We start from the raw sequence: 25,967 nt of genomic DNA, 5'->3' as shown, positions 1-25,967 counted from the left end.
AGCACTGCCCCATTGTTACTTAAAATCAATATTACTTATCTGCCTATGGCATAGGTCAACTTTTTCTTCAAGCAATTGGTTAAAAATCAAACAAAAACTAATCTTTTTGCATTTGTAAAAATTGTTCTAACGCAGCATCTCTACTTTCCGGCAACATGATGCGAACGTGCACATAAAGATCGTCTCTTGTGCCATTTTTTAAACGAAGCCCTTTTCCTTTCAATCGTAAAACACGATCAGAACTTGACCAAGCAGGAATAGTTAAAACTATACGCCCTTCCAAAGTCTCAACTTCTTCTTTTGTCCCCAGAACAGCATGTTTAAGGGGAACCGGTAAATCAAGATGGAGTGCCCTTCCTTCAACTCGAAAACGAGGATGTTTTTGAATCTGGATAGTTATCAATGCATCCCCTGCTTGCCCTAAAGGCACCTCCTCTCCTTGACCTTTTAAACGAATAGTCTGGCCATCTTCAACATAAGCTGGAAGTTTAATTTTTAATTTTTTTCCATTAGGAAAAATAGCTTCTACCTTTTCTGCTCCAACCATCTGCTCCAATGTTATTGCAAGATTTGCACGAACATGAGCCCCTTGTTGAGGACGATTATATTGTGCAGAATTTGAAAAATTTCCTCCTCTGCCAAACAAATCGCGAAAAATATCGCTCGCATCAAAACCTGCACCGCCCGAAGAACCAAAATCAAAGCCTTTTGTCCCTCCTGAAAAAGGATTGCGACTCTTGCTAAAATTTTCACCAGCACCATAGGTTTGATAAAGCGGTTTACCCTCCATATCAATTTCACCGCGGTCAAATTGTGCTTTTTTGTCTTTATCACCTATAATTTCATAAGCTTGATTAATTTCAGAAAATTTCTCTTTAGCCCTTGCATCGTCCATATTATGATCTGGATGATACTTCTTTGCTAATCTTCTGAATGCAGATTTTATCTCTTGCGGTTTTGCGGTACGTGCCACACCCAAAATTGCGTACGGATCACGCATATTGCCCTCTTTTCAATTTTTCCGTTTTCAAAATATCAACTGATATGTTGCTCAACATCCCTTATAGACTCATCAAGCTATCTCTAACGATGTCATCACCTCTCTTTATATGTCTATAAAGAAACCAAAATACCAGATAAAAGAAATATTTTATTTTAATATATCTCATCACAATCGTGCTAAAAACAAAAATGATTAAATACTTCATAATAGTACATGATGGCATTGGCTTTTTAAAATAAGGAAAACTGTACTTTTCTTCTTGATAAGAAAGTAAATTGAAAAAAACCACTCGTACTCACTGATATTCGGAGATATTATGAACAATAAAGTACAAACAGACGATGGTTTTATGCAAATGCAAGAACCTTTTACGCTTTTTGCAACATGGCTTGAAGAAGCAGCAATGAGCGAAATAAATGACCCTAATGCTATGGCATTAGCAACAGTTGATGAAACGGGCTTACCCAATGTTCGTATGGTCCTTCTTAAAGATTTTAGTCCTCAAGGCTTCGTCTTCTATACAAACTATGAAAGTTGCAAAGGGCAAGAAATTTTAAAATCAATGAAGGCATCTTTATGTTTTCATTGGAAATCTCTCCGCCGTCAAGTCAGAATTCGGGGAATCGTTGAAAAAGTTAGCGCCAAAGAAGCAGATGCGTATTTCCAATCGCGACCACGTGGCAACCAAATTGGTGCATGGGCCTCAAAACAATCTCAGTCATTAGAAAACCATTTTGCCCTCAAAAAAGCAATTTCTCAATATACTATGCGTTATGCGGTAGGGAATATTCCGCGCCCACCTCATTGGTCTGGATTTCGTGTTAAGCCGCTTTCTATCGAATTCTGGCGCGATCGTCCATTGCGTTTACATGACCGCCTACTCTTTACACGAGATTCTGTTAAACATGATGATTGGCAAAGGCAACAACTTTATCCCTAATCCTGCAGGCTTTAAAGCATGAAAACCCCTTCTTCATGAAGATTAAACAACTCTTTACAAAATAACAAGAAGCCGATTGAATTTAGTTTAAAATAAAAAATTACATCTTCAATATAAAACTTAATTGATAACAATTTGTTGTCCCTGCATCGCTTGAAAACAAGTTATAGTTACGCATTTATTCAATTAAAAACTGCTTCAGAAGTCCTTTAATAAAGTGATCAACAGTGTTAAAATAGAGCGTAAAAAAGATGAAACGATCTTGCACATTTCAATCTTGGTGGCATAAATAAGAAGCTAAAATTTGAATTCAAGCAAGGGTAGCTCATTAGGATATCCTTCCCCCTGTTATTAAACAGCAGAATGAAATATCATCCATATACCACCACATACTAAAGCAGAAAAAATCACAAAACCAATAAATGAATTCGATTTGAAAAGCTTTAAGCATTGTAAATTATCATCTATATCAAGGACTTTAATTTGAATAAACATATGGATACTTGCAACAAAAATTCCAAAAAAGCTCAGAAAGGGAACTTGTGCCACATAAAACGCTAAGCTGACGAATATCACAAAACCACTATACAAAAATACCAAAGCACGTTTGGTGGCTTTACCAAAAAGAAGTGCCGTGGAACGTACGCCGACAGTAACATCATCATTCTTATCCTGATGCGCATAAATTGTATCATACCCTATCGTCCATAAGATAGATCCTATATAAAGTAAGATTGGTGCCCAACTCAGGCTTCCATACACCACTGCCCATCCCATTAATGCCCCCCAATTAAATGCAACGCCTAAGAAAAATTGCGGCCAATAGGTTACACGTTTCATAAAAGGATAAAAGGCAACTGCTATCAGTGATGAAATACCTAGAAAAAAACTGTATCTATTAAATTGCGATAAAACACCTAAACCAACCAAACATTGCACCAATATAAAAATTTTTGCCTGAAACCGACTCACATGCCCTGTTGGCAGTGGGCGAGAGCGTGTTCTCTCCACCTGAAAATCAATTTTATGATCAATAAGATCATTCCAAGTACACCCAGCACCCCGCATCGCTACAGAACCTAGAAAAAAAAGAAAAAGATACCAAATCCAATGAAAAAGTACTGATAAAAGAGGTGATCGATGCATTTCATAAGAGAGAAAGGCCATTGTTGTTGACCAGAAACAAGGCCACATCAATAATTGCCATCCTATAGGCCGATCCCAACGTGCCAATTGAGCATAAAACCACAAAGAAGAAGGAAGAAAATGGTATACCCACTGTTTGGAAGATGCATCCATCACTCGTCCCTGACTCTCACAGGATTGAATATGTGCTATATTTTTATTTTTTTTCATCAAATAATTTTACCTTTGATCTTGCGATAGAGATATTTCATTCTTATGACAAGAAAATCTTTTTAATCTTCTTCTATGATAGGAGCAAGCAATGAACATTCTTCTTATCGGCTCAGGCGGACGAGAACACGCTTTAGCATGGAAAATAGCAGCATCTCCACTGCTAACAAAATTATATTGTGCTCCTGGAAATCCTGCAACAATGGAACTTGGGGAAAATATTAATTTGAACATTGATGACCATCCTACCATCATTGAATTTTGTAAAACACATTTTATTGATCTTGTAGTTGTTGGACCAGAGGCACCACTTGTTGCTGGTATAACAGACTCTCTTAATAATGCTAACATCTGTGTCTTTGGACCTACTCAAAAAGCTGCTCAGTTAGAGGGTTCAAAATCATTTACAAAAGATCTATGCTACAAAAATAACATTCCTACAGGAACTTACCAGTGCTTTAATGATTCTGTAAAAGCTAAAATCTATATCCGTCAACAGGGTGTTCCCATTGTTATTAAAGCCGATGGCCTAGCTGCCGGTAAAGGTGTTGTTGTTGCAACAACAATAGAAGAAGCATTCAACGCAGTTGATATCTGCTTCGAAGGTGCCTTTAGTGATGCAGAAAAAAAAATTGTTGTAGAATCTTTTCTTGAAGGTGAAGAAGCCAGCTTCTTCTGTCTTTGTGATGGTAAAATCGCCATTCCCTTTGGATCTGCTCAGGATCATAAACGCGTTGGTGATGGTGATACAGGAGCTAATACTGGCGGTATGGGCGCTTATTCACCAGCTCCTATCATGACACAAGAAATGATTAATCGTACTCTCAGAGAAATTGTTGAACCAACTCTATACAGCATGAACGCAATGGGATCTCCCTTTAAAGGTGTTCTCTTCGTCGGATTGATGATAACACAAAGGGGGCCTGAATTAATCGAATTTAACGTGCGATTCGGTGATCCTGAATGTCAGGTTTTAATGATGCGTCTCAAAGATGATATTCTTCCTCTTCTTCTTGCAGCAGCTCAAGGAAATCTTGAAAAGAAATCTCTTCAGTGGTCTGAAAAAACTGCTTTAACTGTTGTTATGGCCGCTAAAGGTTACCCAGCTTCTCCCCAAAAAGGCACTGTTATTCGTAATGTTGATAAGGTGAATGCTCTTTCTGATGTAAAAGTTTTTCAAGCCGGTACAGTATTACACAATGGAGAACTCATTGCCAATGGAGGACGTGTTTTAAATATAACAGCAATAGGAGAAACTGTCATGCATGCGCAGAAACGTGCCTATGAAGCAGTCGATTGTATTGATTGGCCAGAAGGTTTTGTCCGCCGCGATATCGGATGGCGAGCCGCTGCACTAGAAAGCTAGATTCTTTGAAAAGTCTTTTTTATAACTTGACGTGATAACATGCTGTATAAATTTGCCAATTGTTCTGTATTGCTCGTAATTTTGAAAAAATACTGAATTTACTTGAAAAATAACATACTATAGACAGGTTGTTCATGTCCGACAGATAAAACAAAATTGAACAGATTTCGCAGTGAGAACAGATACTATGACCTTATCATTGCCTTTGCACAGAGAAAACCTAAAATCTCTCCTATTCTAACGTACCAATGTCCTAATGTTGTGAGAACCACAAAGAAAAAAATATCTAACGCAAATGCTAACTGCAAACTTGTCTTGTCAAATCAAAATTTTTATTATAGCCAATAAAATATAAAATAGATGTATATAGCAGCACAATAGAAAAAAATGAATGCATATCAAAATTTCTGCAGCACAACCCGGTTCGCGATCACCAATCGTAAACCCAACAAATTATCGTAACGAATTGAAAAGCACTTTTGCTTAGAATGCAGTGTTGTACAAAAAAAGCGACGTAAGTCAGAACGATCTTCGACAACCATGATGCGATTATCCTCATTAGTCATAAGCATAGGAAGACCATAAGTATCCGCCCATAATCGCCAATCTAGAAGAACATTATTTAAATCCCTAGAAACTAGAAGCGGGATGCACGCCTCCTCATCTGCATGAAGTAATTCCAATGCAACAGCTTTCTCACCCGAACGCATTTTTACAGTGCGTGCCACAATTCCTTTGAAATGATAAGATGGCACCAAACGTGATAAGCTTGAAGGAGTATCCGTTTTAAAAAGAACACCGCACTCACTTAACGAACAAATAATTTGATTGCCCGTTTTTGATGAAAAATATACCGCTGTTTGTGGCAAATGGCACGGATTTAACCGAAATTCAAGCACCGCTTTTGCCCGATTAAAGCATTGATTAGCCATATATAGTGTCCCAATTTATCTTAACAATATACACCATTTAACAGCTTTTCCCCATTGGATTATTAAAAGATTGAATAAAAAACAACAGGTTTCTTTTTTGGTTATTAAAATCTAAACAAAAATACATGATAAAATTCATCTCTCTTGAATTATAGTATTTTTCCAGGATTCATAATCCCTAAAGGATCGAGCATTTTCTTAATTCCTTGCATAATATCCAATGCAACAGGTGATTTAAAAGCGCGAAGCTCCTCACGCTTAAGTTGACCAATTCCATGCTCAGCAGAAAATGCACCTTGATAGTGCATCACTAAACTATAAATGCTATGGTTGATTCGTGACCATAGCTGCAAAAATACAGCAGTATCACCTCCTACAGGCTGTGTAATGTTATAGTGTAAATTTCCATCACCCATGTGGCCAAAACAAACTACCCGTGCACCCGGAATAATATCTTCAACAATATGTGCCGCCTCAACGATAAAATCAGGAATAGACGCTGTGGGCACTGAAATATCATGCTTAATGGATCTTCCTTCTAATTTTTGTGCATAGGATATACTCTCACGCAACTGCCAAAAAAAACCTTGCTGCTTTAACGATTGCGCAATAACCGCATCATCTATCACAGCACCATTTAAAGCTTCTTCCAAAATAATATTGAGCACTGATAACGCTTCGCCATCACCATGCAATGATGCAATATTAATCAATACATACCATTCATGCTCATGCTCAAAAGGAGATTTCTCGCACATATTATAGCTTAAAGAAATTTGCAAACTGAATTTTGACATAAGCTCAAAACCAGTCAACATCCCCCCTCCCTGAGATTGAGCAAGAGATAAAAATTCTAGCGCCTTAGCTGGGCTATGCAATCCCACAAAAGCAACGGCTATTTCTTTTTCTTTTGGAAAAAGCTTCAAAACTGCGGCAGTTATAATTCCTAAAGTACCCTCCGCACCAATGAAAAGATTTTTCAAATCATAACCGCTATTGTCTTTCTTCACAAAACGTAAATCATCTAAAATACGCCCATCAGGCAAAACAACTTCTAAACCAAGGCAAAGCTCACGCATATTGCCATAAGCTATAACAGCTGTTCCTCCAGCGTTAGATGAAAGGTTTCCCCCTATCTGACAGGAGCCTTCAGAACCCAAAGAAAGAGGAAAAAGGCGACCTGATTCATCAGCTTTTTTCTGTAAATCTCGTAAAATAACGCCTGCTTCCACCACAGCAAAATTGCCCTCAAGATTAATACATCTAATCTTGTTCAATCGTTCCATAGATAAAAGGATACTACGCCCATTTTCATCTGGTTGTTGGCCACCCACGAGACCTGTATTTCCACCCTGTGGCACGATTGGTATGCGCGTTTGGCTAGCTAATTGCATAATTGATGAGACCTCTGCACAAGAAGATGGCTGTAAAAGCAACGGTGTTTTTCCATGAAACCGTCCACGCTCTTCAACTAAATACGGTGCAATTAATGCTTGATCTGTTATAGTGTGCGCAGAACCAACAATTTTTCTAAAGCACTCAATTAAATCCTGCTCCATCTTTATGCCTCCTTTGGAGCCGCAGCACGCATTAAACGATCATTAATAGCCTCGCCTAATCCGTACGATGGAATAGATTCGACAGCGATACATTTCACTCTGAGTGAATCCAACTGTTTCATATATTCAAATAAATGCACTGCTGCTTCTTCCAATTTCCCTTTTTTGCTAAGATTTAAAACAGTAACAGCATTTTCAACACCTGCAATGCGTTTAGGTCCAAATGCTAAAAGAGCTTCACCACTTTCTACCTTTTGTACATTTAAACGAACCATAGTATTGGGTGCATAATGCGACCTTAACATACCTGGTGCTTCAATCACTGTCCACTGATCCCGCCGTTTTAGTGGTTTCCCTGCTACTTCTTCAATTTCTTCAGCAGCAATCCCCCCAGGACGTAAAAGATAAATCTTCTCATCACAAATCTTAATAATCGTTGATTCAAGCCCTATCTTAGAAGATCCCCCGTCAATGATTAAAGGAACAGATGCGCCTAATGATGCAAAAACAGCTTCAGCTGAAGTCGGACTAAGACGTCCTGATTGATTTGCACTCGGAGCAGCTAAAGGGCGACCAAAACATCGTACAACTTCCGCAAAACCGTTCGTTGGAAAACGGACAGCTAATGTATCAAGACCAGAAGTCGCTAAGGGATGGATGTTATTATATGCCTTTAAAGGTAAAACTAATGTTAAAGGCCCCGGCCAAAACACTTCCATTAATCGACGCGAGAGAGAATCGATTTTTACAGAACATTCAGCCATAGCGATGCTACTCACATGAATAATGAGAGGATTAAATTGTGGTCGCTTCTTTGCAGAAAAAATAGAAGCTACTGCCCTCCCATTGGTTGCATCACCAGCCAATCCGTAGACAGTTTCTGTTGGTAGTGCTACTAATTTGCCCTGTTCCAAAAGTGCAACGGCCTCTTTTATTGAAGCACTGTTGAGAGGCAAAATCGTCATGAGATATCTTTCCTATCTCCTTTGAGTAATATTATACTCTTTTTATTCATGTACCATATTGATTTTATATGTTTTTTTCAAGGTGCGAAATTCGTAAATAAAAGTTAGGTAATAAAATTTTTCAACATGCCTCTGCAAAGCACATACTTTTTGCTAATCTCCACAAAAAATAAAAACGGCACAGATATATCTAATTTCTTAGCCATATCTAAAAGATGTTCAGAATGATCAATACAAAGTTTACGTGAGGTTTTACCAAATGGTGTTAGCATCTAAAAAGATCCTATTAGAAAAAGAAGCTCTCGCGTGATTCTAGCAGAAATTTTCGGGTTTTGGTTGACATTTTTTAAAAATTATCTTCCTATCATCATTAATACACAAGGTTGTGCGGCGTGACGGATAAATCCTTTAAAATCAGCTTGAATTGTAGTACCTTGTAGTACAATTAAAGAGGAGATTTAGTAATGGGAAAAATTAAATCGTATACCTGATGAAATTCAAGAAGTTGCAAGTGCAGTTATTAAGTCTACAGGTTTAACTGCATCAGATGCAGTACGCATGTTTATGATTCGCATTGCTAGAGATCGAGCATTACCGCTTGATCTGTTCTAACAAAATCCGGAAACATCACAAGCTATCGGGGATGCCGAAATGGGACATGTCAAACGCACGTCATTAAATGGTTTACGAACCATGATTCGCAAAGATAGAATAGAAGTGCACAAATCTGAAAAGCAAACCTAAGCTTGCTATGCAGAAGATTATCTATATGCGTTTATTTCGCCGTGACCTTAAACGTGAAAGCAAAAGCAGATATGCTAAGCTGCTTGTGGCAAAGCGTTAGCGGAGAATGAACCGCTAAAGACGCGTTGGAGAGATCATGAACAAACGGGTCAGTGGCGCAATTATCATGATTGTTATATTAAGCCAGATTTTATTTTGATCTATCGAAAGCAAGATACCAGAATACTGGAACTTTTACGGTTTGGCTCACATTCTGAACTACGCTTATGACTGAATCTCCAATTCATGATAAAAGGAGTTTTTCAAAGTTTTTATTTTATAATAGTTGTTCAGCTCTTTGAGAGTTGTTGTATTAAATGAGCGAAGATATTGTCTATCACATCCATGAGGTATGCAAAATCAAGGATAAGCAAAAGGTAAAGAACGCTCTTCATTCCATAAAGAAAAACATCTCGTCGTACTAACTATCTAGAATAGAGCCATCTTTTTATGAATAAGTGGGCAGCCTATATCACCGATCAAATTTAAGAAATAGGATACAATACCTCTGTAGCTTCGCACAAAATTTTGCCTAATTTGGCATTAGGTTTTGTACCAATTTATTTTTTTCAAAGAGTTTTTAAGAGAAGATTCAAAAACGCTTCAAAAGGTATTTCAAACCCCTTTTACGAATCTTTTTTTTCTTATAAAAATCTCAATTTGAGAAGATCAACTCCTCAGCAAGAATCGTGTTATTTGAAGAACAGTATTTTCCATTATTTGGTTGGTAAGGTCAGCTATCATCATCGAAGATGATAATGCTAAAAACAGTCTCGGAAGAGCAAAGATCATGCAATACCGCAGCAATATCACCACGATTATTGATAAGAGCTGCAGCGCTTTTATTAATCAGTGCTTGAACACCTGCCTGTATCGCGGAATTCATGGCTGTTCTAGAGCCATCCCCTAGAGCGTCGATAGAGGGCACCAGCAGCTTTAAAAGCTGCTCCGCCTGTGGCAGCAAATCCTGATAGCCGCACTAGCTTCTATCAATCTTTTGGCTTTATAATCCCAGTATTTAAATTCAGCCTTAACAGCTTACCAATCCACTTTCTTGGATAACATGGGATCATCACGCAGTTGCTTAATCCATGCCATCTCCTCCCCTTAGGAGCGAAACAATTGCTTAAGAGACTGATCAAAATCACTGATTCAACAGCAATACTATTGCCCGTATAAATCTTAATGCCGCTACAAGCATCTATGGTTACATGCTCGATAGTCTCCTTCAATCCTTTACGCTCTCACTCCACCACACCAGATTCTCGAAAGAGTCAACATCTATTAGCAAATTACCACGTGCTAAGATGTAAGATGTCCCTTCCTTGAAGGTAGCATCCTGTTGCTTCTGCAACGATGTGTCTTGTTGTCCTGTATCTGTTGCCTCTGCGCCTTTATTGGTTAACGCTGCAGCGAAAAGATTCATCTCGCCTGTAAAACTATTCAAAATACCCGCTTCATTAATTACACGCCCTACACGTTCTTTCTCAAGCCCACCCATGGTCAAATTGTCTTCAGAAATGATCTCGTTCATGCTTATTGGTAAAATCACCATTCGTAGAGAGCATTGTGGATTTTTTGACGTAAATCAGCTCGCTATTGTTAACATCCCCTGCCGCATTGATAGCAACGCTCATCACTGGAGCCAAACGCACCAGTATTATCTGATTGTCCTACTGACAAAACAAAAACGCCGCCACTTTGAAGTATAACTTCGTATGTATTCTTCAAAAAGGTTTGTTGAGAGAAAACCTGTTGTAGTTCGGTACCCTCTTATGCGCTTATTATCAGATGCAAATCATGGATTGCGATAAGCATGCCTTGATTAATGAGTGAACCGACATGAATATCGACGCTATCGCCACGCATTGTGCTGTCATTTATGAACCCATCACGCACTTTAAGGATTAATGCTCCTTCTTGTACTTCCACAGTTCCCGCTCGGGTTAAAACGTCAGCACTCAAAACTACACCATTACCTAAAAGAGCACACCGTTCGCGCTGGTTGTGAGTATGCTCCCCACTGTCAACGCAACATTCTGTACACTAACAACATCACCCGTGTGATTAAGTATATCATGGACTTGAAGTGTTGCTTCCCCATTATACCAGACAGCGCCTTCTTGAATCAGAGCACCATGATGCGCATAAAGGTCAACTTTTTGCTTTGCCACTAAATTGGTGCATAATGTAAGCTCTGCAGCTTACATCAAAAGAAAGCCGCCAACACTGCAATGATCAGCACCTACAGTGGACACATCACCAACTTTCAGTACAATATTCTCATTGACACCAATATGGTTGTTTAACGCACTGATTTGATTGATTTCAATGATCATATCACCAAGAAAAGAAACCTCTGTTTGATTATTGTCTTGCATGCGAATCAGATCAATTGTTGCTGCCTGGATCTCTAAAAGATCATCGGATACTACCCACCAATTCCCTACATCAAAATTTGTTACCTTTAAGTGCAAAGAACCCGTGGCTAACTGTGTGCCATCATTGCCAATACCACTTGCTAAAAGGGCATGAGATTAGAGCCTAATCACACCGGCGCGCGCATCAACAACACCGTTCGCCGCAACGTGAGCATGCTCAGCTAGCTCAATACACTTCAAAGTCTTCAATTCAACTGCTTCTTCTAAAAAATCGATCTTTCACATACACACTCACACTATCGTGGTAAGAATGAACCTTCACAGCTCCTTTTGCACGTGCTTTAGCAATCACTAACTTGCCATCGCTTGTTAATCTCATGGCGTCTACATTAGCAACCATGCTCCCAAGCATACAAATACCTTTATCGTCGGCAATTACTCGGATTTGACCCGCACACATTCCACCAAATTTACTGAAATCAATCGCAAATTCCGCTTCTTTACCATCAGAGCCAAACGATGTTTCTTTCCGCTTATGATAATCAAAAGGTTGTGCCCCGCTATAACTGCCAGATCACCATTGGCTTGAATGAGGATCACGACACTGATCTTACGCGAAATAAGATCAAAAATATCTAATGGGCTCCCTCTCATCTTGTAAAAGAAATTGTACACCATGGTAAAATTATATGGTATATGTGTATTGGACGCGGTCAACACATTGAGTGCGTGAAACCTATGAAGCATAAGAGTTTGTAGATAATTCCTAAAATGCACTTGCCGCATTATAAGGGTTTATGCTCCCAAAATCTAAAACCAGTGAACTTGTTGAATGGTTGTTTGCATAGCTGCTTAGATAATATTTTAATAGCATAAATTGAGATAATCTCGCTAAAGCCACAAAAAGACGAAGATAAATCATCATTATGAAGGTGTGCGATTATATAGGTCATATTCCATATCAAGTAATCGAAAAGAAACATATTATAGCCAGTGTTGAGAGTCGTAAAGAAACACCTGGAATGGATAGAGACTTTCTGAAATCACCAACAGGCTCTTTAAATGGGAGATGGAACGGGGACTTTTGAAAAATAATCCAGCTTTAGGAGTTAAAACACCACTTCTCAAAACAAAGACGGATTTCCAGTTTTGCCAGAAGAAGATATTGAAAAATATTATAAAAAATGAGCTGTTGGTACTCATGAACGCGTCTGGATTAACGTTCTTCTCTACACGGACTTGAAACAAGGTGACACCGTTCGTATCAATTGGAAAGACGTAAAAGACAATATCATTCATCTCAGAGTAGAGAAAAGTAAATTTCAAACAAATGTCTTTTTTCCTATTTTACCAAAATTAGCAGAAACACTTAAAGCTGATCCTATCGAAGATGAAGCATTCATTTGCGGAAAAATCGGAAATAAGCTTATTAAAGAAAGTTTTGGCCGGGCAGATGATATCATGGTATCTTTTTATACAAAGAGTGCAAACCGCAGAACACTCGCTCTTAAAGCAATAAAAAAGCTCCAAAAAGATGAGGGATAGACATCAAAAAAACATAATAGAATCAATGATTATAAAATCCCTTGCTCTTGTAATAATTTATTGATTTTAATCACTTTTTATACCATCTTTGAGTGGTGCAAAACTATAACGATGCAATCCCACAACTGGCCCATATTTATCAAGCGCTTCGCGATGTGCTAGCGTTGCATAACCTACATGCTTCTCAAAACCATAATCTTTATAAACTTGTCCCGCACATTCCATCATTCGATCCCGCGTTACTTTAGCAATAATAGATGCTGCTGCAATTGAAACCGAACGTTGATCTCCTTTAATCAAAGCAGCTGCTGGACATAGCAGCTTAGCGGGAATATCACGTCCATCAACAAGTGCATAATGAACCGGAATTGCTAGTCCTGTAATACAGCGGCGCATCGCTTCTAAAGTTGCTTTTCTAATATTAAACTGATCAATCGTATGAGCACAAAAACCAGCAATTGAAATCGCTAATGCACTTTCAAAAATTTCATTGTACAATTTCTCACGTTTTGAGATAGAAAGCTTTTTTGAATCATTTATTCCCTCAGGAATATGGTCTTTATCCAAAATGACCGCCGCTGTCACTACAGGTCCAGCAAGAGGACCACGTCCCACTTCATCAACACCTGCTATATGAAAAAACCCCTGTTTCTGCAAATCCATTTCACATGAAAAATTTGGTTGAAGTGGTAAATTAAGCATCTTTTATAAATCACAAATACAATGAAACATATATCCATTTTTGCAGATTGCTTCTTTTCTGCAAATTCTACAGTAAAAATAGCTTTCCAAGCACTCTAATAAACTCTCGCATAAACACAAAAATAACAGAACGCGATTATGAAGCTCCCTGCACTGTTATTTACTTCCTTTGCTAAAATACTACCCAAGCATATGCCAATTCGATCTAGAAAATAGAAAATAATCGTTTTGCTGCTTAATCGCTCCATTCAACATGATAGAATCATTGCCAAATAAACTCTTTTATCTTTATGTTTATTTATCAAATCTTTCCTAAAGTCATGATCGGTTTCACAAACCAATTTGGATGCATCGATTTGATAAAAAAAGCTGCCTTTTTGGCTGCTTGCTGATCTTTAAAAATACCAAAGCAAGTTGCTCCCGTCCCAGACATACGAGAAAAAAGAGAGCCACACTCATCTAATGCAGATAACACCTCGGCTAATTGAGGTGCAATTTTTAATGCAGGAGCAAAAAAATCGTTACGCGTTTCTTGTAGAGTTTCAACCAATGAATAAACATTTTTTAAAACCTTTGGATCAATTGTTAAATGGGGATGATCGCACTTTTCCAAGGCCTTAAAAATAGCTTGCGTTGGAATTTGTTGACCGTGATTAACTAATACCATTGCAAGAGAACAGGCCTCTTTGAGCCGTGTTATATCTTGACCAATTCCCTTAACAAAAAGTGGCTGCTGATATTCCAATGCAAACAGACACATTGGTACATCGGCACCAAGTGCTAAGCTCATTTCTGCTAATTTTTCACAAGAACAATCAAGATTCCATTGCTGACGCAATACGTTCAGAACACTAGCAGCATCTCCTGAACCGCCGCCGATTCCTGAAGCAACCGGCAATGTTTTAACGAGACGAAAAAAAGCAGGCTTAGCAAACTTAGGAAATGTCTTACACATAAAATTACGTGCACGAACAACTAAATTGCTTGTATCAGAATCGAGCCCATTGGCAAAAGGACCTGTTAAAATAAAATGATCGTTCTTAAAAGGTTTATAGCCTAAACAATCACCACTAAGACTAAAATAAACCAAACTTTCTAATAAATGATAACCATCAGCACATTGGCCCACAACATGCAAGGCCAAGTTCAACTTAATAGGAGTAAATACATAAGAATACCCTTTGAACGAAGTTTGTACATCCGAGATCATCTGACGTAATATTCACCCACACAGGGATCTTTCACAAATGTGCCCCTCTTCTCCATACTTGGCCTAAATTTTGCACAATAAAAACCCTGTAATCTCCTCTGTAATCGTTTTCTTAACAAACAATAAACATGAGAAGCCATAATACACAATAAACTGAATGAATCCATACGTACCATTTAAATTTTTTCTTCCTCACAGCCGTTTTTAGGTAAAATTATTTACCCTCTTGTATTATTTATCAAATTGTATGTTTAATCATAAACCATAACGTTGCCAAAGCGCACGTTCTTGTGCTGCCATCAGTGCACTATCAACTGCTGTATAAACCGCATGAGCAGTGACTCCTGAAGGAGCTTTAGGGCCTAAAAGGCTTTTTGGAGGTGTAATTAAGCGAAGTTTGGCATCATCCCCAAATCGCTCCTTAATAACGGAACGCACGTCATTCAATCCGTCAATAAGTCCAAGTTCAAGGCTTTTCTTTCCACTCCAAAACATTCCTGTAAAAATATCTGGATCATTTGATAGCTTCGCTGCACGTCGCTCTTTAACCAACTCGATGAAAGTTTGGTGAACTTCGAGTTGTAAAGATTTCAAATGCTCAATATCTGCCTTCTTTTCAGGCTGAAATGGATCTAATGTAACCTTATTTTTTCCTGCAGTATAAACACGCCGCTCGATACCAATCTTCTTCAAAAGTTCAGGAAAACCAAAGGAAGCTGAAACAACTCCTATAGAACCAACAATCGAAGAAGGGTCAGCAAAAATTTCATCTCCAGCACAAGCAATCATATAACCACCCGATGCTGCTATATCTTCAACAAATACAAGAACCTGCTTGTTTTTTTCCTCTGCCAAATCACGAATACGCTTGAAAATAAAACGTGACTGTACAGGCGATCCCCCAGGAGAATTGACAATAAGTGCAACAGCTGGTGCTTTTTTGTACGCAAAAGCCTTCTCTAAAAGATTCGCATACCTACCTAGTGAAAGAGACCGTGCTATCAATGTAGTCGAATCCATAATTGCTCCATGAAGGCGCACAACAGGAATCTCAAGTTTATTAGGACAAAAACGATGTGGAATAATATTTCTGATAACGTTCATCAAAACAAAATCTCCTCATAAATTCAAGCAAGGACAGCAAAAGTGGGGAACACGATAATAGCCAAAAGCAGCAATCAATCCCCATATTACAATTAGAAATAAAACTTCATCCAAATCAAAAGCCTTCCTAGAGACTAAAGACTCATTTTAAATTTAAGCAATAAACCAGAAAACACAAGATATCATTTTAAAAGTTCCCACAAACTTATACGTCCGTTATTGATTGCATCAATCTGCGGCGAAAAAGCGTGACCATCACCCTCATGCATAACCAACGCCGGTAATACGGATAAAGCCGCTCTGCTTCCCCGTTTTGCATAAAATAAAATACGAATTGCTACCGATGTTGCACGTGCATGAACAGGAATTATACAGATACTACCAAAACGTCCCTCTAAAGCATTTAAGACATCAGACAGTGATTGCGGGCGTGCAATTAATCCTAAGAATCCACCTGGCTTAACGATTGCTGCTGCACTCCGTAACCAATTATCAAACATCGCTTCAGGCATAACATGTGCTTCGGATTTTTGTTGATCAGGAGTTTTACGATCTGCAGGACTATTAAAAGGTGGGTTCATGATAGCAAAATCAAAAGAATTATCTGTCAATCCTGCTGTTAAGCGACTCTTGCCTTTCAAAGTAACGTCTGCTTCTAATAAACAAATTCGCCCAGCAAGCTTCTCATTTCGTTTTAGCATAAGTGTCTTCTTTGCATAAGACACCATAAAAGCTGATCGCTCGACTAATGTAACATGAACTTTCAGACAACGCGAAGCAACTGCCAATCCTGCTGCACCAGCACCAGCACCTAAATCAACAACTTTTCCTTCTAAATTGTTGGGAACCAAACTGGCTAATAACATAGCATCCATGCCAGAACGATGACCATATTTACGCGGTTGAACCAAATAAAACCTTCCGCGATGAAAACTGTCAATTGTTTCATTAATCTGATTCGTTATTTCATCCATTTGAAAACCTATTTCATAAACTGCACTTTTGCCTGTCAAATGCCTTTTAAACAAAGCTTTTTCAAATCTTTTCTATGACCTCGGAACAATAACATTACACAAACTTAGAAAACATTCCTTGCCAATTATCATTTAAGACTTCCGTTTTAAAGCGTTATCAAAAGCTTGTATCAAAACAAAACCCCCTTTATGCTAGTAGAGGAAATAAAATCATATATGTCTATTGCAATACTCTAGGAGTAAACACATTGAGTGTAGCCACAAAACCAGACAAGATAAGAAATAATCAAATGTCTCTCCAATCCCTCATCAATCTTACCAAACATGACATGGAATGCGTAAATCAACTCATCCTTTCTATGGCAAAATCGGAAGTTGAAATGATCCCTGAAATTTCTAACCATCTTATTTCATCAGGCGGAAAGCGGTTACGGCCAATGATCACATTATCTTCCGCTCGTATGTTTGGTTATCAAGATAATGGGCATATAAAACTTGCAACAGCCGTTGAATTTATGCATACCGCAACCTTATTACACGACGACGTAATTGATGAAAGTAATTTGCGGCGTGGAAAATCTACTGCACGAATGATTTGGGGAAATCAAGCAAGCGTACTTGTTGGTGATTTCCTTTTGGGGCAGGCTTTTAAAATGATGGTTGATGTTGGTTCTATAGAGGCACTCTCTGTCCTAGCAAATGCTGCTGCAATTATTGCTGAGGGAGAAGTTATGCAACTTTCAGCTGCAAAAAATATAGCAACCAGCACTTCAAACTATCTCAAAATCATTGACGCAAAAACAGCAGCACTTTTTTCAGCTGCCGCTGAAGTAGGACCAATTATTGCTGGCTATAAAGAAAAAGAGCGCTCTGCATTGCGCGAATATGGATCATTGTTAGGGTTGGCTTTCCAATTGATTGATGATGCACTTGATTATGGTGGCACCGCTCAACATTTAGGAAAAAATATAGGCGATGATTTTAGAGAAGGAAAAATTACAATGCCTGTTATTCTCGCGTATACACGCAGTGACTCAATAGAAAAAGCGTTTTGGAAACAAGCTTTTGAAAACGGCAATAACAATGATGAAGCCTTCGCACATGCACAACACTTAATAAAAAAATATGATAGCCTCACAGACACAATAGAACAAGCACGCATCTATGGTAAGCGTGCAACCGATGCTCTTACTTCGATAAACGAAAGCCCTGCTCGCAATGCCCTTATTGAGACTGTTGATTTTTGTATCGCGCGTATAAGCTGAGTTATTTGTAAGAATCACGTATTTTTCAATAAAGTAATCGGATATGATCTATAAACCATACAATTTGCTGATTATCTTGAAGAGGATTAGTTTTATGTGCAGCGCAACAATATCCCGCTTTTTTACTATTTTTGTCGTGGGTATTATGCTGATGCCCACTGTTGCATACAGTAAAATAAATACCACTACTAATACAACATCATTTACAGGCGCCTATCTAGCTGGGAGAATTGCAAATCGTGAAAATAAGACGAATATTGCCATAAATTATTTTAAACAAGCGCTCGTTTATAAACCTGATAACATAGAAGCACAAAAAGAGCTCCTTGAGGCTATGCTCTCCATGGGAACCTTCAAAGAAGCTATTCAGCAAGCTCACAAACTAAAAGAGCAAGGTGTCATAACTCCCTTCTCTTCCTTGGCATTATCCGTAGAAAGTCTTATCAAAAAAGACTATAAAAATGCAAAGCTTTTTCTAGAATTAAAAGAACCTCCTGCGCTCAATAACCCAATAGCTGAACTCATCGATGCGTGGGCGACATTCGGATCTGGACAAAAATCTCAAGCAATCGCTGATCTTAAAAAAATCAAAGGACCTGATTGGTATGACCTTTTTATAAGTTATCATATCGCACTCATGAGCGACCTTGCAGAACATACAGAAGATGCAAAAAAATATTTCATTCAAGCGCTCAATAATAAACAAGGGAATCTTATAGCCCCTAATGCTTATGAGCGTATTATCATAGCTTATGCCTCATTCCAATTGCGCCATAATATGCGTAATCAAGCTCTTCAGACTATTAAAAACGGCGAAAAAATGTTGTCAGGCCGAGAAGTACTCAGGAATATCCGAGAAAAAATTGAAAAAGGTGCTCCCTTAGAAAGATTGATTAAAACACCCCAACAGGGAGCAGGTGAGGTATTGTACAACTTCGGAACAACCCTCAACCACAAAAACTCAGGACGAATTGCTCGCATTTTCAAACAATTATCTTTTGCTTTATATCCTCAAAATGATGCAATACTGTTTCAACTGGCACATATTTCTGCCAAATTAGGTGATCCTAACCAAGCAATTAAACTTTACCAAGCTTTACCACCTAAATCCCCTTATTACAGAGATGGACAGCTTCAACTTGCATTCCTGCTTGCAGATCACAATGATTACAACAAAGCTATCAAATTACTTAACTCATTAAGGAAAAAATTCCCCAAAGATCGTCCTATTTTGATAACATTAGCTGCTTTCTATATGCAAGATAATAAATTTGTTAAAGCCATCAAAACTTTGGATCATGCAATCACGCAAATCAAAAATTTTCAACAAGAGGATTGGAAGCTCTTTTATCAGCGTGGTATTGCTTTCGAACGTTTAGATCAATGGCCAAAAGCCGAGATCGACTTACGAAAAGCACTCGATTTTTTTCCTAATCAACCGCAAGTCCTTAATTATCTAGGCTATTCACTTGTTGACCGTGGTCAAAAACTTGAAGAATCACTCCATATGCTGCAAAAAGCCTCCACCTTACAAGAAAAGAATAGTTATATTCTAGACTCTCTAGGGTGGGCCTATTACAAACTCAAACAATATAACAAAGCTGTTCAAATATTGGAATCTGCTGTCAAATTACAACCTGAAAATCCAACATTGAATGATCATTTAGGCGATGCCTATTGGCAAGTTGGACGTAAACGTGAAGCAATATTTCAATGGAATCACGCAATTGATGGAGAAGCAAAAAATTCTAAAAAAATCCAAGAAAAGCTGAAATTTGGCTTGCAATAGATAATGATGCTTGACCACAATCTTATGAAACAATAGACAGTCGTGAAGGCTGAAATTCCTTTAGTCGTTATCTATTGATCAAATATTAAAGAGTATAAAGCGTGAAACTGCCTGAATATCTTAATCCTACACGTTCTTTTCAGGGACTAATTTTAACTCTACAAAATTATTGGGCTCAGTATGGATGTGCAATTTTGCAACCTTACGATATGGAAGTCGGAGCTGGAACTTTTCATCCAGCAACAACACTGCGCTCATTGGGTCCGCGCCCTTGGAAAGTGGCTTATGTTCAACCATCCAGACGCCCAACGGATGGCCGATATGGTAAAAATCCGAATCGCTTACAGTATTATTATCAATTCCAAGTGCTTCTCAAGCCATCTCCCCCCGATTTACAAGAGATTTATATTAAATCTCTACAAACTATCGGTCTTGATACAAAGCTCCACGATATTCGCTTTGTTGAAGATGATTGGGAAAGCCCAACCCTTGGTGCTTGGGGTCTTGGATGGGAATGTTGGTGCGATGGGATGGAAATTTCTCAATTCACTTATTTTCAACAGGTTTGTGGCATTGAATGCGCCCCAGTTTCAGGAGAACTTACTTATGGATTAGAGCGTTTAGCAATGTATATTCAAGGTGTTGATAATGTCTATGATCTTAACTTTAATGGTTTGGATGGAGAAAATAAAATAAGTTATGGGAGTATTTTTTTACAAACAGAACAAGAATATTCATATTATAATTTCGAATTTGCTGACACCAAAATGCTGCATCGGCACTTTATTGATGCAGAACATGAATGCATCGCACTCCTTGAAGCTGGAAAACCAAATAAAGAAAATATTTTACACCGGTGTGTTTTTCCAGCTTATGATCAATGCATTAAAGCCAGCCATATCTTTAATCTTCTGCAAGCACGTGGCGTTATCTCTGTGACCGAACGACAAAGCTATATTCTTCGCGTTCGCGATCTTGCACGCCGTTGTGGAGAAGCCTTCTTACTCACTGAAGCTGGTCAAATGTATACAAAGGAGAAGTTTAATGTCTGATCTTCTTCTTGAACTTTTTAGCGAAGAAATTCCTGCTCGCATGCAGCGGAAGGCGGCTATTGACCTTAAAAAATGTGTTACAGATCAACTTGTAAATGCAGGCTTAACCTATAAAGCTGCGCGCGAATATTGGACACCCCGTCGACTAACATTAGATATACGCGGTCTTTCTATGCGCTCAAAAGATATCCAGGAAGAACGCAAAGGACCTAATACAAAATCACCACAACATGTAATTGATGGCTTTCTACGCGCAACGGGACTGAATGATATTTCTGAGGCACACATTGCACATGATCACAAAAAGGGTGATTTTTATATCGCTAAAATCATCAAAAAAGGACGAAGTGCAGAAGAAATTATTGCTGATATTTTACCAAATATTATTCGCAACTTCCCATGGCCAAAGTCTATGCGTTGGGGCAAAGATTCAGCAAAAAGTGGTGCACTGAAGTGGATCCGATCTTTACAAAACATTCTTTGCGTTTTTGGACCGGAAATTGGTGAAACGCATGTTGTTCCATTTACAATTGGTTCTCTCAAAAGCAATAATCTAACTTATGGTCACCGTTTCTTAAGTGATGGGAAACCGCTCAAAATCCGTCGCTTTGAGGATTATATCACCAAACTTGAAGCACATAAAGTCATTCTGGACGCGGAAAGACGAAAGAATATTATTTTGGCCGATGCTCAAAATTTGTGCTTTGCAAATGGATTGGAACTTGTGCAGGATAGTGATCTCTTAGAAGAAGTTGCAGGACTTGTTGAGTGGCCAGTTACCCTTATCAGCGATTTTGACAAATCTTTCCTTGATATTCCTCCGGAAATCATTCGCCTGACTATTCGAGCCAATCAAAAATGTTTTGTAACACGCAAACAAGGTGAAAAAATAAAACTTTCTCATCATTTTATTCTTGTTTCTAATATTTTAGCAAGTGATGAGGGCAAAGAAATTTCTAAGGGCAATAGCAAAGTTGTCTGTGCTCGTCTTTCCGATGCACTTTATTTTTGGCAAACAGACCAGCATGATATGCCAGATATTAAAAATTTGAAACCATCCAGTCAAAAATTTGATCTTGATTTAAAGAAACCTCTCGATCAAAGAATGGCACGACTTGATCATTTAAATGTTACTTTTCATGCAAAACTAGGAACACAGGGTGCAAGAGTGGAGAGAATCGCTTTTCTAGCACAAAAAATTGCACCTTTAGTGCAAGCAGAGCCTCTTTTAGCTAAACGTGCAGCAATACTTGCAAAAGCTGATTTACAAACAGAAATTGTCGGAGAATTTCCTGAACTGCAAGGAATTATGGGACGAAAATATGCACTCCTTCAAGGAGAAGATCCTCGCGTCGCTGAGACAATCGAAGACCATTATAAACCTCAAGGACCAAAAGATCGTGTTCCACAAGAACCTCTTGCTATAGCAGTTGCTTTGGCAGATAAAATTGATATGCTCGTCGGATTTTGGCTCATTAATGAAAAACCAACAAGTTCAAAAGATCCCTATGCGTTAAGACGAGCAGCATTGGGAGTTATCAGGATTGTACTTTCGCGTGAGTGGGAAATTAATCTTATGTCACTGTTTAATCTGGCAATGGATTTTTTCTTACAACAAAAAGCCAAATATGAAACATTTCAAATAGAATCTGAACAATCGCTGAACCAATTTCTGGAAAAAAAAGAATATATTTTGTTAAATCTGTTGTCATTTTTTCATGAGCGTTTAAAAATTTATCTAAAAGAAGAAGGCGCCCAGCATGATGTTGTTGAAGCAGTCTTAAACAAAGACACTGATGATTTTTTATGGATTGCGCGAAGTGTCGAAGCGCTTATCGCTTTTGTTAATACAAGTAATGGAGGAAGCTTTTTAGGCGCTGTAAAACGCACTATAAACATTCTTGAGAATGAATGTCAAAAAGGCTCAACAATAGCAAATGGAATTAATCCTGAACTCTTTATTGAAACAGAAGAAAAACAGCTGTATCAAGCAGTCATTGAAATAGAAAAAAGGGTTTGTGACAACATCAGTGCTCAAAATGTATCAGGCGCACTCAATACACTAGCGCAATTGAGAGAATTTATCGACACATTTTTCGAAAACGTATTGGTGAATGATAAAAACCCCGATGTTCGTACTAACCGTCTCGCGCTTCTCAAACGTATTCATAGCATTACACAAGCAGTTGCAGACTTCTCAAAACTTGTAGTCTAAAATTTATAAAGTAAAAAAATATTATGAAAAATTTCAGTATGAAATTTAAAACCATTTTAAGATGTTGTAGAATTTGTGGCGTAAATGATATTTTATAATCATTGATTATAAAAATTAAGTAAACCATTAAAAAACAAGTATTTGATTGATAATCATAATTCATTATTCTCCATATTAAATTAGAATATCAATTACAGTAAGAATCTCCCACTTCAAACTTTCTCATCACATTGTGTAGCAAAAATCATTTGCTTGTGCATCATAAGAAAAATCAACATATTCATAAAAAACATTTTAGAAAAAAGGCACTCTAATAAAGCATCTTAATTCAAGAGCAGTCGCAACACTTTAGGTTGATAATATACTATTTTGTGCCTGCATAAGCGCAAAGATAGCAGTATGCTATGAATCCTACGTTACACCTTATGACAACAGTGAAAAATTGACTTGAAAAGTGTAAAGACGCTTATCTAAATTAAATGCGCAAAATACTGGTGCAAGACAACGCTGAAAAATACTAAATATACCTAACATTAAATCACTTACTTTGCAACACTTCAAACTGCCGTTAATTAAGACATGTTTTAATTTTGGTAAGAGATTCTTCACTAAGAGAATCATTAATGAGTTCATTCGCTTTATGAGAATTCAATTCTTTTGTAATAAGCGTACGAGCAGCAGAAACTGCCAAATCGATAGCAGATGAAGAAACCATTCGTATTGCATCAGCTTCTGCTTGAGAAATTTTTTGCTCTGCCAACTTATTGCAATTTTTTACATACTCTTCTGCTTTTGTACGAGCTTCAAAGATAATAGCTTCAACTTCACGCTTAGCTGCTGCAATAATCTCTTGCGCATCCTTTTCTGCTTCCGCATGTTTGCGTTGATACTCAGCTAACACCTCCTGTGCTTCTTCACGAAGACGAAGAGCCTCATCAAGCTCATCTTTGATACGCTTTGCCCGTGCATCAAGGTGGCGCACAGCCAACTGTGGAATTTTGAAATAGACCAAAAGAGCCAAAAAAAGAACTAACCCAACAAAAGCCCAAAAAGTATCTGTCATCTTTGTATCCTTTGGTAATCTACAGCGTGAACAGCTGAACTAACAGATTCCTGGCTGACTTCAACATCAATCAATTTCTTTACAATCTCAAGAGCTACTTCTTCAGCAATTGAACCAACATTTTGCATAGCCTTATCTCTGATCTTTGCTATTTTTTTTTCAGCATCTACCAGCTTTTTTTCTAAACTTGCTTCAATTTCTTTTCGTTCGAGCTCAGTTTTTGCCTTTATCTCCTCACTAGCTGCCTGCGCTATAACATAAGCTTGTGAACGCGCTTCCACTAATTTCCGCTCGTAAGTTTCAACTACACTGTCTGCTTCTTGCTTCAGACGCATCGCCTGATCCAAATCAGATGCGATTCGATCTCGACGTGTTTCAATAACACCACCAATACGTGGTACAATTACACGGGAGATAAAAAGATAAAAAAGCCCAAAAGAAATCGCTAACCAAAAAAGATGTGACCAAAAATGCACAAAATCAAAAGGTGGAAATACACGATCCGCATACTCTGCCGCATTTTTAATATGCCCTACTGGTGTTTCAGTGTTTTGTGCATAAGCGCTAGAAATAAGCATTCTATCTCATCCTTAAAACAGCTTACTAAAGCTCTTTAATTGAAAACAAATGATAGCTGATTAATGGTTTTTTTCAATGCAAAATCCAAATAGCATGCCTGCCTTTCATAAAGAAAGCAGGAATACCCCCCCCTTAAAATGATCAAACCGCAAAAAGAAGCAACAAAGCAATGAGCAATGAAAAAATGCCTAAAGCTTCTGTTACAGCAAAACCAAAAACGAGACGACCAAACTGACTATCTGCTGCCGATGGATTACGCAGTGCGCCAGAAAGATAGCTACCAAAAATGTTTCCAAGACCCAAAGCCGTTCCCGCCATACCAAAGCAAGCAAGACCAGCACCAATATATTTTGCTGCAAGCACCAATTCCATATTATTCTCCTTTAAAGCGAAATTGTACAATCGACGGAAACCCGCCAGTTTTGTTAATGTCCCGGATGGACTGAATCGTTGAGATACATACAAGTTAAAACCGTAAACACGTACGCCTGAAGAAATGCAACCAAAAATTCAAGAGCAGTAATTGCTACGGTCATGATAAGAGGTAAAATTGAACCGCCAATGCCCATGATCCCTGCCCCAATCATTGAGACAATAAAACCAGAAAATACTTTGAGGGTAATATGACCAGCAAGCATATTAGCAAAAAGACGGAGTGAAAGACTAATAGGGCGAGAAAAAAAAGAAATAACCTCAATCATCGTAACCAAAGGCAAAATCATAACAGGCACACCACTGGGAACGAATAGTCTCAAAAAACCAGCCCCATGCTTATAAAAACCATAACCAATAACCGTCAAAATCACCAACATCGCCAGTGAAAATGTGATCATAATCTGAGAGGTAATCGTATAAAAATAGGGAAAAAGCCCAATAAAATTAGCAACTAAAATAAAAGTAAATAAAGAAAAAACTAGAGGGAAAAATTGCATTCCCTGCACCCCAGATGATTCCCGCAAAGTCGATGCCACAAATTCATATGCCATCTCTGAAAGAGATTGCATTCTTGTCGGAACTAATCCACGACTCGATGATGAAACGAATAGGAAAGTAGAAGTCACAACAACCGTAGCTACTATAAAAAACGATACATTTGTAAACGACAAATCTATATTTCCTATAGAAATATTAATTAGCCGCGTAATCTCAAACTGATGGATAGGATCTGGAGCGTGCGATGTCAC

Annotated in this window: 25 protein-coding genes and 4 pseudogenes; 9 read left to right on the top strand and 20 right to left on the bottom strand. The window is 38.1% G+C overall.

From position 1 onward, the window contains the following. Positions 1 to 97: 97 nt before the first annotated feature. Positions 98 to 1,000 carry a DnaJ C-terminal domain-containing protein gene (locus V4B17_RS01130; protein ID WP_455479687.1) on the bottom strand — a complete coding sequence of 301 codons (903 nt, stop codon included), beginning with the start codon at positions 998 to 1,000 and terminating at the stop codon, positions 98 to 100. A gap of 319 nt (positions 1,001 to 1,319) precedes the next feature. On the opposite strand from V4B17_RS01130, the gene pdxH reads away from it, so the two are divergent. Further along, on the top strand, positions 1,320 to 1,943 hold the full coding sequence (gene pdxH, locus V4B17_RS01125) for a pyridoxamine 5'-phosphate oxidase (protein WP_455479686.1): 624 nt from the start codon (positions 1,320 to 1,322) through the stop codon (positions 1,941 to 1,943). A 351-nt stretch (positions 1,944 to 2,294) separates the two neighbouring features. Here the strand turns inward: pdxH and ubiA are convergent, their stop codons facing one another. After that, positions 2,295 to 3,299 (bottom strand): 4-hydroxybenzoate octaprenyltransferase, encoded by a 1,005-nt coding sequence (gene ubiA / locus V4B17_RS01120; RefSeq protein ID WP_455479685.1) that lies wholly within the window; start codon positions 3,297 to 3,299, stop codon positions 2,295 to 2,297. 91 nt (positions 3,300 to 3,390) lie between these two features. Here ubiA and purD point away from each other — a divergent pair, with 91 nt between their 5' ends. Then, positions 3,391 to 4,665: a phosphoribosylamine--glycine ligase gene (gene purD / locus V4B17_RS01115; protein WP_455479684.1), complete on the top strand. Its 1,275-nt coding sequence runs from the start codon at positions 3,391 to 3,393 to the stop codon at positions 4,663 to 4,665. A gap of 398 nt (positions 4,666 to 5,063) precedes the next feature. Here the strand turns inward: purD and V4B17_RS01110 are convergent, their stop codons facing one another. The 4 genes and pseudogenes from V4B17_RS01110 to V4B17_RS01095 all read right to left on the bottom strand — a co-directional run. After that, positions 5,064 to 5,597, bottom strand: a complete 534-nt coding sequence (locus tag V4B17_RS01110; RefSeq protein WP_455479683.1) for a DUF6101 family protein — start codon at positions 5,595 to 5,597, stop codon at positions 5,064 to 5,066. Positions 5,598 to 5,746: 149 nt separating this feature from the next. Next, positions 5,747 to 7,156, bottom strand: a complete 1,410-nt coding sequence (locus tag V4B17_RS01105) for an FAD-binding oxidoreductase (RefSeq protein WP_455479682.1) — start codon at positions 7,154 to 7,156, stop codon at positions 5,747 to 5,749. A 2-nt stretch (positions 7,157 to 7,158) separates the two neighbouring features. After that, a complete protein-coding gene (locus V4B17_RS01100) occupies positions 7,159 to 8,121 on the bottom strand; it encodes an L-threonylcarbamoyladenylate synthase (protein ID WP_455479681.1) in 963 nt (320 codons plus the stop codon). 140 nt (positions 8,122 to 8,261) lie between these two features. After that, positions 8,262 to 8,393: pseudogene (locus tag V4B17_RS01095) on the bottom strand (XRE family transcriptional regulator); the annotation flags it as partial. 192 nt (positions 8,394 to 8,585) lie between these two features. Here V4B17_RS01095 and V4B17_RS01090 point away from each other — a divergent pair. Together V4B17_RS01090 and V4B17_RS01085 are read left to right on the top strand one after the other, a co-directional pair. Next, positions 8,586 to 8,865 (top strand): annotated as a pseudogene (locus tag V4B17_RS01090) (type II toxin-antitoxin system RelB/DinJ family antitoxin). Between the two features lie 7 nt (positions 8,866 to 8,872). Continuing rightward, positions 8,873 to 9,135: pseudogene (locus tag V4B17_RS01085) on the top strand (type II toxin-antitoxin system YafQ family toxin). Positions 9,136 to 9,637: 502 nt separating this feature from the next. Here V4B17_RS01085 and V4B17_RS01080 read toward each other — a convergent pair. The 6 genes from V4B17_RS01080 to V4B17_RS01055 form a co-directional block, all read right to left on the bottom strand. Next, positions 9,638 to 9,790, bottom strand: coding sequence for a DUF637 domain-containing protein (locus tag V4B17_RS01080; protein WP_455479680.1), 153 nt, complete (start codon positions 9,788 to 9,790; stop codon positions 9,638 to 9,640). 342 nt (positions 9,791 to 10,132) lie between these two features. After that, positions 10,133 to 10,438, bottom strand: a complete 306-nt coding sequence (locus V4B17_RS01075; protein WP_455479679.1) for a hypothetical protein — start codon at positions 10,436 to 10,438, stop codon at positions 10,133 to 10,135. 239 nt (positions 10,439 to 10,677) lie between these two features. Beyond that, complete coding sequence (locus tag V4B17_RS01070) at positions 10,678 to 10,869, bottom strand: hypothetical protein (RefSeq protein WP_455479678.1); 192 nt, start codon at positions 10,867 to 10,869, stop codon at positions 10,678 to 10,680. Positions 10,870 to 10,883: 14 nt separating this feature from the next. Further along, entirely contained in the window at positions 10,884 to 11,078 is a 195-nt protein-coding gene (locus V4B17_RS01065) for a hypothetical protein (protein ID WP_455479677.1), read from the bottom strand. A 30-nt stretch (positions 11,079 to 11,108) separates the two neighbouring features. After that, complete coding sequence (locus V4B17_RS01060) at positions 11,109 to 11,381, bottom strand: hypothetical protein (RefSeq protein ID WP_455479676.1); 273 nt, start codon at positions 11,379 to 11,381, stop codon at positions 11,109 to 11,111. Between the two features lie 154 nt (positions 11,382 to 11,535). Next, positions 11,536 to 11,697 (bottom strand): hypothetical protein, encoded by a 162-nt coding sequence (locus V4B17_RS01055; RefSeq protein WP_455479675.1) that lies wholly within the window; start codon positions 11,695 to 11,697, stop codon positions 11,536 to 11,538. Positions 11,698 to 11,951: 254 nt separating this feature from the next. Between V4B17_RS01055 and V4B17_RS01050 the strand changes: the two are divergent. Next, positions 11,952 to 12,830: pseudogene (locus V4B17_RS01050) on the top strand (tyrosine-type recombinase/integrase). Between the two features lie 66 nt (positions 12,831 to 12,896). Here V4B17_RS01050 and V4B17_RS01045 read toward each other — a convergent pair. The 4 genes from V4B17_RS01045 to V4B17_RS01030 form a co-directional block, all read right to left on the bottom strand. Further along, complete coding sequence (locus tag V4B17_RS01045) at positions 12,897 to 13,532, bottom strand: ribonuclease HII (RefSeq protein ID WP_455479674.1); 636 nt, start codon at positions 13,530 to 13,532, stop codon at positions 12,897 to 12,899. 301 nt (positions 13,533 to 13,833) lie between these two features. Beyond that, a complete protein-coding gene (locus tag V4B17_RS01040) occupies positions 13,834 to 14,742 on the bottom strand; it encodes a 4-(cytidine 5'-diphospho)-2-C-methyl-D-erythritol kinase (protein ID WP_455479673.1) in 909 nt (302 codons plus the stop codon). A gap of 255 nt (positions 14,743 to 14,997) precedes the next feature. Continuing rightward, a complete protein-coding gene (locus V4B17_RS01035; RefSeq protein WP_455479672.1) occupies positions 14,998 to 15,846 on the bottom strand; it encodes a S49 family peptidase in 849 nt (282 codons plus the stop codon). Positions 15,847 to 16,028: 182 nt separating this feature from the next. Further along, positions 16,029 to 16,820, bottom strand: a complete 792-nt coding sequence (locus tag V4B17_RS01030; protein ID WP_455479671.1) for a tRNA1(Val) (adenine(37)-N6)-methyltransferase — start codon at positions 16,818 to 16,820, stop codon at positions 16,029 to 16,031. A 248-nt stretch (positions 16,821 to 17,068) separates the two neighbouring features. Here V4B17_RS01030 and V4B17_RS01025 point away from each other — a divergent pair, with 248 nt between their 5' ends. The 4 genes from V4B17_RS01025 to glyS all read left to right on the top strand — a co-directional run bounded on the left by V4B17_RS01025 (position 17,069) and on the right by glyS (position 23,141). Beyond that, positions 17,069 to 18,085 carry a polyprenyl synthetase family protein gene (locus tag V4B17_RS01025; RefSeq protein WP_455479670.1) on the top strand — a complete coding sequence of 339 codons (1,017 nt, stop codon included), beginning with the start codon at positions 17,069 to 17,071 and terminating at the stop codon, positions 18,083 to 18,085. Between the two features lie 94 nt (positions 18,086 to 18,179). Then, a complete protein-coding gene (locus tag V4B17_RS01020; protein WP_455479669.1) occupies positions 18,180 to 19,874 on the top strand; it encodes a tetratricopeptide repeat protein in 1,695 nt (564 codons plus the stop codon). Between the two features lie 101 nt (positions 19,875 to 19,975). Next, complete coding sequence (locus V4B17_RS01015; RefSeq protein WP_455479668.1) at positions 19,976 to 20,926, top strand: glycine--tRNA ligase subunit alpha; 951 nt, start codon at positions 19,976 to 19,978, stop codon at positions 20,924 to 20,926. Next, complete coding sequence (glyS, locus tag V4B17_RS01010) at positions 20,919 to 23,141, top strand: glycine--tRNA ligase subunit beta (protein ID WP_455479667.1); 2,223 nt, start codon at positions 20,919 to 20,921, stop codon at positions 23,139 to 23,141. Before V4B17_RS01015 ends, glyS begins: the two co-directional genes overlap by 8 nt. A 568-nt stretch (positions 23,142 to 23,709) precedes the next feature. On the opposite strand, the gene V4B17_RS01005 is transcribed toward glyS, so the two are convergent. From V4B17_RS01005 to V4B17_RS00990, 4 genes are all read right to left on the bottom strand, one after another. Next, the gene (locus V4B17_RS01005) at positions 23,710 to 24,204 is read right to left on the bottom strand and encodes a F0F1 ATP synthase subunit B (RefSeq protein ID WP_455479666.1); all 495 of its coding nucleotides are present in this window, start codon (positions 24,202 to 24,204) and stop codon (positions 23,710 to 23,712) included. Then, positions 24,201 to 24,782: a F0F1 ATP synthase subunit B gene (locus V4B17_RS01000; RefSeq protein ID WP_455479665.1), complete on the bottom strand. Its 582-nt coding sequence runs from the start codon at positions 24,780 to 24,782 to the stop codon at positions 24,201 to 24,203. Before V4B17_RS01000 ends, V4B17_RS01005 begins: the two co-directional genes overlap by 4 nt. Positions 24,783 to 24,924: 142 nt before the next feature. Beyond that, entirely contained in the window at positions 24,925 to 25,155 is a 231-nt protein-coding gene (locus V4B17_RS00995; protein ID WP_006589457.1) for a F0F1 ATP synthase subunit C, read from the bottom strand. 53 nt (positions 25,156 to 25,208) lie between these two features. Beyond that, a complete protein-coding gene (locus tag V4B17_RS00990; RefSeq protein WP_455479664.1) occupies positions 25,209 to 25,967 on the bottom strand; it encodes a F0F1 ATP synthase subunit A in 759 nt (252 codons plus the stop codon).

Source organism: Bartonella sp. B23, from assembly GCF_053793815.1.
This window is presented reverse-complemented; position numbering and strand designations above follow the sequence as displayed.

Bases quoted from the DNA above. Each gene is read 5' to 3' on its own strand.
- ubiA (WP_455479685.1), bottom strand. From the start codon at position 3,299: ATGAAAAAAAATAAAAATATAGCACATATTCAATCCTGTGAGAGTCAG.
- glyS (WP_455479667.1), top strand. From the start codon at position 20,919: ATGTCTGATCTTCTTCTTGAACTTTTTAGCGAAGAAATTCCTGCTCGC.
- V4B17_RS01005 (WP_455479666.1), bottom strand. From the start codon at position 24,204: ATGACAGATACTTTTTGGGCTTTTGTTGGGTTAGTTCTTTTTTTGGCT.
- V4B17_RS01075 (WP_455479679.1), bottom strand. From the start codon at position 10,438: ATGAACGAGATCATTTCTGAAGACAATTTGACCATGGGTGGGCTTGAG.
- pdxH (WP_455479686.1), top strand. From the start codon at position 1,320: ATGAACAATAAAGTACAAACAGACGATGGTTTTATGCAAATGCAAGAA.
- V4B17_RS01055 (WP_455479675.1), bottom strand. From the start codon at position 11,697: ATGCTTGGGAGCATGGTTGCTAATGTAGACGCCATGAGATTAACAAGC.
- V4B17_RS01040 (WP_455479673.1), bottom strand. From the start codon at position 14,742: ATGATCTCGGATGTACAAACTTCGTTCAAAGGGTATTCTTATGTATTT.
- V4B17_RS01130 (WP_455479687.1), bottom strand. From the start codon at position 1,000: ATGCGTGATCCGTACGCAATTTTGGGTGTGGCACGTACCGCAAAACCG.
- V4B17_RS01030 (WP_455479671.1), bottom strand. From the start codon at position 16,820: ATGGATGAAATAACGAATCAGATTAATGAAACAATTGACAGTTTTCAT.
- V4B17_RS01100 (WP_455479681.1), bottom strand. From the start codon at position 8,121: ATGACGATTTTGCCTCTCAACAGTGCTTCAATAAAAGAGGCCGTTGCA.
- V4B17_RS01045 (WP_455479674.1), bottom strand. From the start codon at position 13,532: ATGCTTAATTTACCACTTCAACCAAATTTTTCATGTGAAATGGATTTG.
- V4B17_RS01000 (WP_455479665.1), bottom strand. From the start codon at position 24,782: ATGCTTATTTCTAGCGCTTATGCACAAAACACTGAAACACCAGTAGGG.
- V4B17_RS00995 (WP_006589457.1), bottom strand. From the start codon at position 25,155: ATGGAATTGGTGCTTGCAGCAAAATATATTGGTGCTGGTCTTGCTTGC.
- V4B17_RS01020 (WP_455479669.1), top strand. From the start codon at position 18,180: ATGTGCAGCGCAACAATATCCCGCTTTTTTACTATTTTTGTCGTGGGT.
- V4B17_RS01080 (WP_455479680.1), bottom strand. From the start codon at position 9,790: ATGAATTCCGCGATACAGGCAGGTGTTCAAGCACTGATTAATAAAAGC.
- V4B17_RS01035 (WP_455479672.1), bottom strand. From the start codon at position 15,846: ATGAACGTTATCAGAAATATTATTCCACATCGTTTTTGTCCTAATAAA.
- purD (WP_455479684.1), top strand. From the start codon at position 3,391: ATGAACATTCTTCTTATCGGCTCAGGCGGACGAGAACACGCTTTAGCA.
- V4B17_RS01105 (WP_455479682.1), bottom strand. From the start codon at position 7,156: ATGGAGCAGGATTTAATTGAGTGCTTTAGAAAAATTGTTGGTTCTGCG.
- V4B17_RS01110 (WP_455479683.1), bottom strand. From the start codon at position 5,597: ATGGCTAATCAATGCTTTAATCGGGCAAAAGCGGTGCTTGAATTTCGG.